This is a genomic window from Yersinia aldovae 670-83 (genome assembly GCF_000834395.1).
Classification (GTDB): domain Bacteria; phylum Pseudomonadota; class Gammaproteobacteria; order Enterobacterales; family Enterobacteriaceae; genus Yersinia; species Yersinia aldovae.
On the sequence record NZ_CP009781.1, the window covers coordinates 3,022,441 to 3,034,472 of the forward strand.

A 12,032-nucleotide genomic window follows, 5' to 3' on the forward strand; every position below is an offset into this window, starting at 1 on the left:
AAAGGGGTTAGTTGGCGCGCGCATTCAGCTTAGCCATTTTCTCCAGCTTTTGGCGGATACGCTGACGTTTCAGTGGTGATAAGTAGTCCACAAACAGTTTACCCACCAAATGATCCATCTCGTGCTGAATACAGATTGCTAATAAATCATCCGCTTCGAGTTCGAACGGTTTACCGTCGCGGTCCAGCGCTCTGACTTTCACTTTTTCAGCGCGAGGGACTAAGGCTCGTTGCTCTGGTATTGATAAGCAACCTTCTTCGATGCCGGTTTCACCACTTTTTTCCAGCAGCTCAGGGTTAATCAACACTAAACGCTGGTCACGATTTTCCGAAACATCAATCACGATAATTTGTTTATGAACATCCACTTGGGTTGCGGCAAGACCAATGCCTTCCTCTGCGTACATTGTCTCGAACATGTCGTCCACAATACGCTGGATTTCACCATTAACTTCTTTTACCGGCGCTGCAATTTTGCGCAGCCGCTCGTCTGGGTAATGTAATACTTGTAATACTGACATAAATATCTAGATCTGCGTCCGAGTAGTGAATGATATTCAATCTCCATTCTAGACATTTCCGGCTCTGATTGACAGCATCGTCTACCAATTGAACAAATCGGTATCAGCTTAGGCAGCAAGCCAGGGAGGCGATATGTTAGCGGCGGAATTATGGCTCAGGATGAGCCAAGTAAAGGGTGTTGGGGCAGTGAAAAGCAGCTTGTTGGCCAGACGGTTACTTGCCAGTGGCGATATCCATCCTGGTCGATTACTCGCTTACGGCCTGAATACGCTGCAATGTCAGCAATTTACACAAGTAGACCCCCGTTATATAGAGGCTGCATTAATCTGGTTAACTCATCCCTCACACCACTTACTCAGTTATGGGGAGCCTGGCTACCCACCTCGTTTGGCACACATCTCTGCCGCGCCATTGGTCCTTTTTGTTTCCGGCGAACTGGATGTTCTCTACCGCCCACAGCTTGCGATGGTTGGGAGCCGCCATTTTAGCCATTATGGTGAACAATGGGCCAGACATTTTGCCTCTGAGCTGGCGCTTGCGGGGCTGGTTATTACCAGTGGCTTGGCGATGGGGATTGATGGAATTTGCCATCAGGCAGCCTTAACTGTCCAAGGCCAGACTATCGCAGTATTAGGCAGTGGGTTGGAGAACATCTACCCACGCCAACACAGCCATTTAGCCTGCGAAATTGAATCCCAAGGTGGGGCTTTGGTTTCGGAGTTTTTGACAACCGCATTACCCATCGCCGCACATTTTCCCAGACGCAACCGTATTATCAGTGGGTTAAGTACAGCGGTATTGGTTGTGGAAGCCACGCTGAAAAGTGGTTCTCTGATTACAGCCCGGTATGCGATGGAACAAGGCAGAGATGTTTTTGCGCTACCCGGCCCGTTAGGAAGTGCGACCAGTGAAGGTGTGCATTGGCTAATTCAGCAAGGCGCTTATCTGGCTCGATCGGCGCAAGAAGTATCGGAGCAACTCAGTGGGCAGTTGCAATGGATATCATTACCTGCCGAAGAAATTATTTCTTCATCAGAAGCGCAAGTTGAATTGCCATTTGCTGATGTGTTGGCTAACGTAGGAGATGAGGTGACACCTGTTGATGTCAGTGATATCTAATTAACCTATTGAATATTAAATATAAATAAACATTAGTGGCCACGTATTGACCACGCCTGATAAATCAGCCCCGCTTGCGGGGCTTTGTTTTGCCTGATGGTATGCGGTTAAAGTTTGGGTTTTGCATTTTACCTAGTAGCCGTTCTGGCTACTGTTGTTGGTTTTTTGTCCGAGATCAAAGTGAGTTTCTCACCTGTTTTTACAGTATCAAAATTTCCCCTCAACTTTGCGCAATCCCTTGCGGCGTCTGGCTTGACGCACAATTATATTTATTCTTCTGAACACTTTCTATTTTGCATTTGATCGGACGTAAAATATAAATTCCCTTTAAAATCATGATTTTAATTTTTATGGATCATATCGAGATCGTTCTGATTACTGTAATTCACTGAAAACTATATCGCTCGTTACAGTTTGAGATCCAAGCGAGATCTTTAGCACTGGCGCGGTCTGGCGTGGGCGTTTGTAGAGTTACCAAACTGTAATAAGTGTGCCAAATATTTTGTGCAGGCGTGGTGGGCGTGTGCGTTTTACCTCCCGTTTCTTTTACGTGGCTGGATTTACCTCGTATGTTTCATGGGTGGCTCATGGCGCGATTATCTTGTTTGAATCTGAATAGTGAGGTGCATTGAAGGATGTGTGCCGTGGTGTGGCTTTCAGCGCGTCATATGCGATATGCATCGGCCTTGCTGCGTAGCCAATAGGCAATATTCCTGTAATTTTTACGGGGATATGACGTCATTGTATTACTGATTTGGCGGGAGTAAGTCACTGAAGCACAGGCATACCGTCTGTGCTTGATGGCGGTCAGGCAATAAAGGGGCCGTACTTGGTTGCCAGCGCTGCGGCAGTGCTGGCGGTGCTGGTCATATCGCCGGCGTTCAGTGGGCCACCCGTATTACTGTGAGTGTGGCTGGCGGTCTGTTGTGCCAGTGTTTGTAACACATCCAGCGTATCGGTGAGCAACGTTAGTACGTTGATTTCATCGGTACCCAGGCGCACTGATGGCGCGATAAGTTCTTGAGCGGCGGCAACACTGCGGCGAATACCGGCGATTTTCTCTGTGAGCGTTCCGGCAACGTCAGTCGTTAGATTCTGGCCAACCTTGGTATTTTGATTCTGGCCAACATCGTCAGTTTTGTCTTTGCCGACTTTGGTCACCATGTTTGCCGATGTGCCTATCGAATAGTCACCCTCGGCAAGTTGCACCACCTGGCCGGCCATCAGGGTTTTAGTCCCCAACACGGTTGTGCTGTCGTTGGCCTTTACCGTTGTTGTGCGAGTCGTCGTGGTGCGGTTTTCCTCATCGCTGGTCACACTGCGCCGGCTGCTGGTTTCTTCTATCGCCTGGTCGGTATCACGCTGCCAACTTCCATCAACCGTCACGCGCTGACTGACGCCGGCACGCTGCTGTTGCAACTGTTCGCCCGGCTTGACTGCTGGCAGTGATAGCCCCTCAGACAGTATTTGCCGGATCATCGGCTTATCTGGTCGGCCATCAGCAAAACCAATTTCGACCAGCGTTCCCTCTGGCGGGAACTGGAACATACCGCCCTCACTGCCAGCCATCGGAATAGGAAGCGGTACCGCGTTATATTCCTGCGTGCCGGCTGCGGCGTTGCCGTTCTCGTCCAGCAATTGAACATTGACCGCATAGCGAGGCCGGAAGGGGTCGGACGGGTCGCCCAGCTCAGCGGCGTCGGTCGGACTCATTACCCGCGCGCGGCGGGGCAAATGCAATCCTGCCGCTAATTCGGGATAAAACTTGTCTATCTGGCGCTGTTCCGGTGATTTTCGGGCTGGCTGGCCCTTGCTGTTCAGAATTGTCCAGTAGAGCGTCATGGTGTCGTCGCTCACGTCCACGCGGGTAATGCGTCGGCTGTTGACAATGGAACCCGGTCGAACGGTCGGGAAAAGTGGCAATGTAAAGCTGCTGCTCCCGGCTCCACTTTCGGCAAACTCTTGAGGAATGGTGACCGGCGTTTTCGCAAATCGGGAATCGTCGTAACTGCCGACATAGAGTGTGCCGTCGGGCAGTTGATACCAAACGTAATCTGAAATACCGAATGCACGCCCCAGATTGGACAGCAAATGCAGACCGGTACCGCTGTGTTTGAAGTGGGGGATTTGAGTGTCGGTGTAAGTAGCATTTTCAGGTAGCACAAACGGGATACCGCAAGCTACCGTTACCGCGTCGGTCACATCACGCAAAGTAGGGTGTTGCAGCGAATGAGGCTGCGACACCTGGAGTCCACCCACCCATTCGCGAATGCATAAGCGCTGTGCCCCATTTTCAGCCGGTGCGCTGCTTTCCACGTATCCCACTAAGTAGCGGAATACGGAATCGTTGGTGCCAAGGTCTAATTTCACGACCTTACCGACACAATCGGCTTCCGTTATCGCAGTAACAAACCCCAGCCCGCATGCGCTCAGGGAAAGCGAGAGATTTAAGTTGATGCCGGCAACCTCATTGTCACCAATGTATAAAATAACAACGGATTTCATTCACTGCCTCCGGGCGGGCCTATCAGTTCGTCATTGACATATTGCGAAACCTTATCAAACCATGACTGACTGCCGCTGCTCTCACCCTCTGTCGTCGCACCATCCCCGGTCTGAATGACGGTGTTTTTTCCGCCTTTGCTGGCTTGTTGTGCTTTACGCTCGGCCACGCTGGAATGTTCCGTCAAGGTAAAATTAACCAACCAGGCCATCGCATTCGTTTGTTCGGCGGCATCCACACCGCTGGTAAAGGTGGCCTCCCGAAATTTCACCGCCTGGGCGATAGGGTGTGCGACACGGTAGCGCTTCTTACTGCCATCGGCGTTTTTGGCTTCGGCCAGGCTATAAATACGCGTCAACATAGCGGCATCCGTATATCGGATTAACCCGGACACCCGCAACTCTTTGCCTTTAGTACCTTGCTCTGATTTGTTGGTACTACTGGCCTGGCCGCTCTGGTCTTTGTCCTGAATTGGCATGGTCAGCGTAACCAGAATATTTTTTAATAAAATCGCCTCACCATCGAGCGCCAGCATCACAATATCAGCCATGATTTACCACCATTGCGCGCAGTGGGGCCAAATCCGCGCCCACAAACAGTAACGCCAGGCTAAAAATGGCCTGGCTGTCGGGAATGTCTTTTTTCATCTCGGCGATCGCCGTTTGCGTGTTGCCCTCCACCGAAAGCGCCCAAACTGGCACACTCACCCCCTGCAATTGCTCCAGCCCACTTGTCGCCTCGGCCAGCAGTGCGGCGCGCTGCTGACTGAATGCGGCCAAAGCGCTACCGATAGCCTCGCTACTACTACCACCTGTGGTATCACTGATGGCTTTTTGCAAGGCTTGCGCCCCGGATGCCAGGCGCGTGGTGGCAACGGATAGCGGCGCACTCGCTGGTAAACCACCGGGGCGCGCGGGGATTTGCATTTTGCTGGCATTCAGGCTTAACGCCGCTTTGGCCCGGCGCTGAACCTGGGTCAATGCCGGTATCGGGAACACCTCGGCGGCGGCGGTCAACAGGGTAATGAACTGCGCCAGAGTGGTGGCGGTGATAAGAAATGCCACGACATCCTGATTGCTGTCTGCGCCAGCCAGTCGGCTGGCGAGTGCGTTAATCGCATTGGCCGGACTCAAGAACGAGCCTGACTTCTCTGTTTGACCGACACCAAACGCCCAGGGATGAACGGCCACGGTCGAGCAATTGACCGGGGCCAGATTGGCTGGGATGCGCAACACCGATTTATGCCACATTATTTATATTCCGGCCAAGTAACATCGGGTGCGGTTGCTACATCTAATTGCTTAATGGCAATAACATATTTTTTCAGTTTGATTAAACGCGCCGTACCTTCATCGTCAATAATCCCCAGCATCAGGTCAGTTTGCAGTGCGGTTAGTTCGTCCTGAACCAACCAAATTCTACGGCTGCGCTCCCTTTCCGCTTCGGCAACCTGCATTTCTTGCAACCAAACCGGATTTACCACGATGGCGTTTTTTGCTTTATTGAACTGCCATGCTTCAATAAATCGCTGGTCTGGCAGCTCTTCACGCAAGATTTTTAGCCAAGGCCCATCATGGGTAAATGCCTCTAAATACTGTTGGGCGGCGAAATTAACCACCGTCATTCCGCGCCCGCTCTCATTCTCAAACACCACAACATAAATATTGTCGTATTCGTCGTTGTCTGGCTGCTCTTGATTAATCAATTGTTCCATTTTTTATTCCTTACGGGCCAACGACGATAACGTAAAATTCCGTCCAGTCAGTCCAGTCATAACTTACACCGCCATCGCGGGCGTTCTGGATGCTGAATGAGTTTGGTGTTCGGTTCCAAATGTTTGCTGAGTGAGCATTCGCGGCTGCGCCTTGTGAACCGCCATTAATCCCAACCGTGACGGCGTATGCGCCGTGTGACGTTGACATGGTGAAGTTATAGCCGCCCACGTTGGTACGGTTTATCGCAGCAAAGCCAAATGAGCTACTAATTGTGCCGTTTCCTTGCACTGCCGCCCACGCCCTGACTCGGTGGTCTGTACGGTTAGCCAGATAGGTAGATAGGTGACCACCCCATACAGGGCCGTAGACGTTACCGTTAGCCTCTAACCATGCGGCAGTATTGCCAGCATAAACCGTTCCTTCAGCTACAATTCCAGAGGCTTTTAAAACACCGGTAGCCGTGAGTGATTTCTGTATGAATACATCGCCACTGGTTTTACTGATGAGAAGAGAAACCCCCACCCCCTCAATAACAACTCGACACTGACCAGATGAATCAATGTCAATATATGCGGCTGGTTTATTGTCCTTATCATAAAGATTTATCTCGCCACCCTCTGGCGAACCGGGAAGCGGAAACACCTGCAAGCCCTTTGAACCTAAGATGCCGGGTAACTGAATATTGGTGTTTTTGATGCTGATGGCGTCCACTATCCGGCTGTCGTCGCCCGCGGCGGCAGTACCGGCCGTTTTACCGATATCAACCAGTGCTGCGCCTTTCAGTGCAAGGTTTTGCCGGAATAAGGCCGCGTTGGGAATATCCGCACCGTTGCGCTCTTTGGCTAACCGGGCGTTGCCATTGTCCATCGCTATTTTGGCCGCTTTTGAGGTGGCGGCCCGTGCTTCGCTATCGCTATCGGTGGCGCTGCTCATCTGCACAAAGCCTTTTTCCGTTAGCGTACCGTCCGGGTGATTACGGGATTTTTCATGCTTCGCCAGTGCGTCACTGGTTTCTTGTTCATTCAGTGAACCTTGCGGGCGCAGGTCGGTAATATTGCCCGCAGCATCAATGCTGGCCACCGCAAACACATAATGCATAAAACCGGATTGGTTGTAATTCTCCAGCATTGGTGCGACGGTAATTTTAATTACGGCTTCCCATTGGCTGGTAATATTCCCCTGCAAACTCACATCGGCCCAAACTTTGGTCGCTGCTGCCGGTACGCTGATGTTGTGATTAGCCGATAGGTCAGCACGAATACCGCCGATATAGCCGGTGCCTTTGGTGACAAAAAATTGTGTGCCCGCTTTAGCCACCAGATAGGCCGTATCAAAGAATGCCCCAGGGCCGTAATTATCCACATTGATTACACGCTGCATTTCATCAATACCGGTTAGTCGGGCGGTGAAATCAATTTGCCAGGTTTCGGCGGGGGTGGTAATGCCGGTTTCAGTGGCTGCGCCGTTGTACTCCATCAAAAATGAGCGGGTCAGGACGTTACCCTGTTGGCCGGTCACGTTGGCAACTTTGCGCTGGGTCGGGGCATGAACAATCATTGCCACCGTACCACTGGCTTTATTGACCAGACCAATCCAGTTAAAATCAAAATCGCCCAACTCGGTTCCCATTGTGACGGAATACACCACCGCATTATCATTGACCAGGCCAATTTTATTCACTGTCTGGCGATGGACTATCTGCGCCGCTGGCGGCAATACCTCGGCGCGGTCAATGGGGGCGGTATGATCAAGGTCTGGCACATAGGCCAGAACAAACTCATCTAATACCACAAGCGCGCCCGCTGCGGCTTGCTGGGCTTTCCACTGCTCGAAAGCAAAGGTAATAACAGTTTGTGACATCAGTTTTTCTCCATTAGCGACGCGCCAAAGGCGGCGGTTGTCACTTCATTTGCTGCGGTGCTGGCGCTGTAACAGATATATTCACAACCCACATGGCCGGCGCGGATATGCATCTCAATAGGGGTGATAATCTCGTAGCGGTAGCGGCGGCAGGTACGGCCATACTGACGAATGATATTCATCAGCAATTCACTGTTTTCAGCCAGTTGGCTATCAGTAACACGCACCGTTATCACATCCCAATCAATCTCCGGCTGGCGCTCTAGCAGTTCGACATAACCCACGCCCAGGCGGGCGAATATCGCAATAAATCCGGCCACTGATCCCGCGTCTTGGGCATTGATAAAGGCAAAATGCACCCGCTTACGAAACAGTGTTAGCGGTTCGCCAGGGAAGCGGGTCACGTCTCGCTGATATGCCAGCACGGTGAGTAACGGCACCACGCAGGTTAGCGGGTCGGCCTGGTTAAGCGGCCACTTGATCCAGGTGTAAACCAGTTGCCAAAATGCCAGACAAGCGCGCATTAATTTGACCGGTTCGCCTTTGTTCATCCACACCGGCAAGGCAAATTTGGGTAACTTATTCATCAGCACTCTCCAGCGTCAACACGCCCAAGCGTGGCACCGATAACCCACTGATAATGTCACCGCGTGAAAAGGTCAGTGATTCGATTTCAACAAAGTGATCGTGCAACTCTTCCCCCAGGCGCGACATAGAAAAGCGGCTGTGCGGCCAGGTCTTTTGTACGCTGTAATCGGCATTTTCACGAAATGCACAGCCGATCAGATTGCGAACATTGGCAAGTAAGACGGTACGCTGTTCGTCGTCTAAATTACTGTTGTCGAAAAAGTGAAGCGTTACCGTCAAGTTATGAATTTCCTCCGGCAAGGGTAAGCACAACACATCGTCGCCGTGGCCGTGGTTGCCCTGGCTCATCACATAATCATTCACCGTATCGATAAACGGCTGGCTGGCGATGCCAGAATCCAGCAACAGATAAACGTTGGCGGTACCGGGGCCGCGCGGGGCATCGTGTAAGAAAAAAATTCGGTCAGTGGTCAGGCCAGCAATGCTGGCAATCAACCCACGGTAAACCGCATCGATATGATATTGACCAGGCAAATTAAACTGATTGCGCACCCGGTCACGTAAGTCGTCGTCCAGTTCCTTATCGGCCCCCGGCGCGAGTAACCAATTATCCTCGTTTACCGCGCTGGCGATGCCATTGACCGCCACCGGCAGAATTCGAAAATAACCGGGTGCCAGGTTGTGGCCGCTGCCGGCGGATTCAGCATTGACCGCAATCAATGCCCCGGTCACCCCTACAGGGATAACGGTATCGGCCAATGTCATTAATCTATACACCGTGCCGTTAATGCGCTCGGTCTGGATCACGGTGCCGGCTGGCACGGTAATTTCAGCGTTAACGCTATCTTTGGTAAAGCGGATCACGCCCTGGGCAAGACTGGCATTTTTGCGGGATAAATTGACCGCCCAGGCAAACAGATCAACAAAAGCCCCGCTAGCGGTTGCCAGAAACAGGTTAGCCATAACGGTATTCACCAGCGCATCAATCAGCCACATCACTGGCGCGGTCACAATCGCCTTAACCAGCCGCCAGAACGGCGACATATTCGAGGTATTGGTGATCAAATTCTCATCAGCCGCGACCTTTTCGAATTCAGCTTGCACCTGGGCTTCAGTCGTCGGCATCCCCTGATCGGCAAGAATGGCCTTATAGTCAGGATTGGGGCGATTATTCATAATAAGTCTCGCAGTGACAGTGGGCCAAAATCGTAGGTATCCGCAGTAATAAAATAGTGTCCCTGGCTATCATCGGTAATCAGCACCGTACCCGGCACAATGCGGGTATCGGTTTCTGTCAGTAGCTCCATTTGCAACAAGATATCGGTGCGCAATACCGGGCTACGTTCGGCAATCAGCAACTTAACCAGGCCGGACTCGATAATCCGATGGACGCAGTCTTGCGCGATGCTGATGCGGTTATCACACAACAGCGGTTCATTACCGGACGACAGCGTAAAGTCGCCGTCGGTTATCAGCAGGTCGATATACCGTTGTTCACTCATCCAGCGGCCAGCTCCCTTGACTCCATGATGCTGTCCATTGTGGCCCCGTTCGGTGGGTAGATATTCACCTCATGAATAGTGTTGCCGCTGCGGGTGGTGCTGGTCTGATTGCTGTTATTGGTGGTCAGGGCTTTGGCTATCCCGCCCTTATTCATCGTCGGACTCACTAAACCCGCCGGCGCGGGTAATGCCGTGGGTGCGGTTGCGCCGTTCTCGCCCTGGCCGATGGGTTTAAGGTCGATGCTGACGCCGGGGATGTTATTTAACTTGGTGACAATCCAGTTGTAAGTCGCGCCGAAAGACTCCGTTAAGTAGTCCCATAGCTTGCTGAATACGTTGCTGATGGCGTCAGCAAAATCATTAAATGCGGCGACCGGCGACAAGCCGCCAAAGTAGGCCACCACCATTTGCCAGCCCAGGGTAATCGACGCCCACACCCCGGCGAACATTTCCCCCACCTGGCCGGCAATTTTCATCACCCATTGAAACGCGGCGCTGTCCAGCAGTGCGGCTTTAAGCTGATCCCAGTGAGAGATCACATACCAAACCCCCGCCGCCAGTGCGATAAGGCCGGCAATAATCAAGGTGATCGGGCTGGTCAATAACTGCATCCCAACACCGGCCAGCATGGTGGCGATACCGTAGGCGCGCATGGCGACGGTGCTGCTTATCAACATCATGCGAGTAGCAATAAGCGTGGCGCGCAAGAATTTTAGCGCGACGTTATAGAGCGCAGTGGTAATCGTGACCAACTGAAAGGCGCGCGCTTTGATATTGAGCGCCCACGTCAGGGCTTTGATAACAGCGGTTGCCACAGTCCAGATCCCCGTCAGGCCCAGCCAGATAAATTTCGATACCCCCATCACGATATTGGCGACCGCGCCGGCGGCGGCCATGCCCAGCGTTGCCAGCGCGAGGTAACCAATCCAGCGGGCAATGTTGGGGAACATTTCCAGCCATTTGGCGAATTGGGTTCCGGCATTAATGGCGTAATCAGCCAGAGGGGATATGGCTGGGATAAGCTGCATCCCGACCGCAATCCGAATGCGCTTCCAGACCTGATCAACCCGCTCCCACATGTCGGCCATTTTTTTAGCCATTTCTATGGCTCTCTCTAAACCCTGAGTGTTCCCCATATCGCGCATATGTTTACGCAACTTATCCGCCTGGCCCCAGGTGGCGGTCAAGGCTTGCGCGCCCTCGCCAAAGGCTTTATTTAACACGGTTTGCGCCTTGACGTTGCCCTCAATGGTGTTGCCAAATTTGGCTTGGAGTTTTTGCAGGATGTCAGGGAATTCCAACATCTGGCCTTGGGCGTCGGTAAAGCTCAGGCCCAACTGTTTACCGCCCTCGATAGCGCTTTTCAGGAATGCGTCATAAATACCGCCGGCCTCGGTGCCTTTGGTCTGCTTGAGCATCCCCATGACGGCGAGTTGTTCATCCATGCCTGCGCCCATTTGGGTACCAGTTCCCTTGCTGGACTTGACCATTTCGCGAATTTCGTCAAGGTTTGCGCCAAAATTCTGCACCATATACGCGCCTTTCGACGCCATCATTTCAGCAAACGGGATATTGCCCATTTCGCTGGCCGTGGTGCGGAAGTTATTCGCCATATCGGCCATGTAATTAGCGGCCCCCTCAGCACTGCCTTTGGTTGCTATGGCAAGGGTATTTATGGCGGTGGTGTAGCGCGGTAACTCATTGTCGGTAATGCCGGCAATGGTACTTTTGATGATGGTGGCTGAACTGATAAAGTCGGCGGCATTCTTGCCGTAAGCGGTGCTAAACGTCTGCGCCGCCTTAAACATTTTGTCTAAGGCTTGCGTACTGACATTACGTGTAGACAACTCATCTAATGTTTTCTGAACCTCATGAGCGGGGGCAAGCAAGCCTTTGACGCCTTGAGCAACGCCCCACAACCCCACAGCCCCGACCGCAATTTGTTTAAAGGCCCGTTGTGACTGTTTGGCGAACTGTTCGACAGACTGTTGCGCCTTGCCGAGCGGTGCGCTCAGATTATTTTTAAGACTCAACAGAAAAGACAGTTCTTTCATGGTTATCCCTATTCACCGTTAAAGGCTTTGCATATGCCAGCGGTGGTGCCGTTAATGGCGCTTTCGTGGAAGTATTCCGCCAGCCAGGCCGCGCGCGCCAGGCTCATAACGTCATCACCTTCGCTGGGGAGGTAGTGACGCCGGAGCGTCATATATTGTTCAAGCGGGTT

At 52.2% G+C, this 12,032-nt stretch carries 11 protein-coding genes and 1 pseudogene; 1 reads left to right on the top strand and 11 read right to left on the bottom strand.

Annotation, left to right across the window (positions count from 1 at the left end; all coding sequences use genetic code 11):
* Positions 1–7 precede the first annotated feature (7 nt).
* On the bottom strand, positions 8–520 hold the full coding sequence (def, locus tag AT01_RS13705; protein ID WP_004702362.1) for a peptide deformylase: 513 nt from the start codon (positions 518–520) through the stop codon (positions 8–10).
* Between the two features lie 133 nt (positions 521–653).
* Here def and dprA point away from each other — a divergent pair.
* Positions 654–1,628: pseudogene (gene dprA / locus AT01_RS13710) on the top strand (DNA-protecting protein DprA); the annotation flags it as partial.
* Positions 1,629–2,447: 819 nt separating this feature from the next.
* On the opposite strand, the gene AT01_RS13715 reads toward dprA, so the two are convergent.
* From AT01_RS13715 to AT01_RS22060, 10 genes are read right to left on the bottom strand one after another with little or no spacing between them, the layout of a single operon-like run.
* A complete protein-coding gene (locus tag AT01_RS13715) occupies positions 2,448–4,145 on the bottom strand; it encodes a hypothetical protein (RefSeq protein ID WP_042547527.1) in 1,698 nt (565 codons plus the stop codon).
* Complete coding sequence (locus AT01_RS13720) at positions 4,142–4,693, bottom strand: baseplate complex protein (RefSeq protein WP_042547528.1); 552 nt, start codon at positions 4,691–4,693, stop codon at positions 4,142–4,144. Before AT01_RS13720 ends, AT01_RS13715 begins: the two co-directional genes overlap by 4 nt.
* Complete coding sequence (locus AT01_RS13725) at positions 4,686–5,393, bottom strand: hypothetical protein (RefSeq protein WP_042547529.1); 708 nt, start codon at positions 5,391–5,393, stop codon at positions 4,686–4,688. Before AT01_RS13725 ends, AT01_RS13720 begins: the two co-directional genes overlap by 8 nt.
* Positions 5,393–5,857, bottom strand: a complete 465-nt coding sequence (locus tag AT01_RS20250) for a tail fiber assembly protein (RefSeq protein WP_052489969.1) — start codon at positions 5,855–5,857, stop codon at positions 5,393–5,395. The genes AT01_RS13725 and AT01_RS20250 overlap by 1 nt, the downstream gene beginning before the upstream one ends.
* A 10-nt stretch (positions 5,858–5,867) precedes the next feature.
* Entirely contained in the window at positions 5,868–7,718 is a 1,851-nt protein-coding gene (locus tag AT01_RS20255) for a phage tail-collar fiber domain-containing protein (protein ID WP_052489970.1), read from the bottom strand.
* Positions 7,718–8,305, bottom strand: a complete 588-nt coding sequence (locus AT01_RS13740) for a hypothetical protein (protein ID WP_042547530.1) — start codon at positions 8,303–8,305, stop codon at positions 7,718–7,720. The genes AT01_RS20255 and AT01_RS13740 overlap by 1 nt, the downstream gene beginning before the upstream one ends.
* Complete coding sequence (locus tag AT01_RS13745; RefSeq protein ID WP_042547531.1) at positions 8,298–9,482, bottom strand: baseplate J/gp47 family protein; 1,185 nt, start codon at positions 9,480–9,482, stop codon at positions 8,298–8,300. The genes AT01_RS13740 and AT01_RS13745 overlap by 8 nt, the downstream gene beginning before the upstream one ends.
* Positions 9,479–9,808, bottom strand: coding sequence for a DUF2590 family protein (locus AT01_RS13750; protein ID WP_042547532.1), 330 nt, complete (start codon positions 9,806–9,808; stop codon positions 9,479–9,481). Before AT01_RS13750 ends, AT01_RS13745 begins: the two co-directional genes overlap by 4 nt.
* A complete protein-coding gene (locus AT01_RS13755; RefSeq protein ID WP_042547533.1) occupies positions 9,805–11,862 on the bottom strand; it encodes a phage tail tape measure protein in 2,058 nt (685 codons plus the stop codon). The genes AT01_RS13750 and AT01_RS13755 overlap by 4 nt, the downstream gene beginning before the upstream one ends.
* A gap of 8 nt (positions 11,863–11,870) precedes the next feature.
* Positions 11,871–12,014 (bottom strand): DUF6890 family protein, encoded by a 144-nt coding sequence (locus AT01_RS22060; protein WP_167335165.1) that lies wholly within the window; start codon positions 12,012–12,014, stop codon positions 11,871–11,873.
* Between the last annotated feature and the right edge of the window lie 18 nt (positions 12,015–12,032).

What these genes read in the sequence shown, in the direction of transcription:
- def (WP_004702362.1), bottom strand. Translation starts at nt 520, where the DNA reads ATGTCAGTATTACAAGTATTACATTACCCAGACGAGCGGCTGCGCAAA.
- AT01_RS13715 (WP_042547527.1), bottom strand. Translation starts at nt 4,145, where the DNA reads ATGAAATCCGTTGTTATTTTATACATTGGTGACAATGAGGTTGCCGGC.
- AT01_RS13720 (WP_042547528.1), bottom strand. Translation starts at nt 4,693, where the DNA reads ATGGCTGATATTGTGATGCTGGCGCTCGATGGTGAGGCGATTTTATTA.
- AT01_RS13725 (WP_042547529.1), bottom strand. Translation starts at nt 5,393, where the DNA reads ATGTGGCATAAATCGGTGTTGCGCATCCCAGCCAATCTGGCCCCGGTC.
- AT01_RS20250 (WP_052489969.1), bottom strand. Translation starts at nt 5,857, where the DNA reads ATGGAACAATTGATTAATCAAGAGCAGCCAGACAACGACGAATACGAC.
- AT01_RS20255 (WP_052489970.1), bottom strand. Translation starts at nt 7,718, where the DNA reads ATGTCACAAACTGTTATTACCTTTGCTTTCGAGCAGTGGAAAGCCCAG.
- AT01_RS13740 (WP_042547530.1), bottom strand. Translation starts at nt 8,305, where the DNA reads ATGAATAAGTTACCCAAATTTGCCTTGCCGGTGTGGATGAACAAAGGC.
- AT01_RS13745 (WP_042547531.1), bottom strand. Translation starts at nt 9,482, where the DNA reads ATGAATAATCGCCCCAATCCTGACTATAAGGCCATTCTTGCCGATCAG.
- AT01_RS13750 (WP_042547532.1), bottom strand. Translation starts at nt 9,808, where the DNA reads ATGAGTGAACAACGGTATATCGACCTGCTGATAACCGACGGCGACTTT.
- AT01_RS13755 (WP_042547533.1), bottom strand. Translation starts at nt 11,862, where the DNA reads ATGAAAGAACTGTCTTTTCTGTTGAGTCTTAAAAATAATCTGAGCGCA.
- AT01_RS22060 (WP_167335165.1), bottom strand. Translation starts at nt 12,014, where the DNA reads ATGACGCTCCGGCGTCACTACCTCCCCAGCGAAGGTGATGACGTTATG.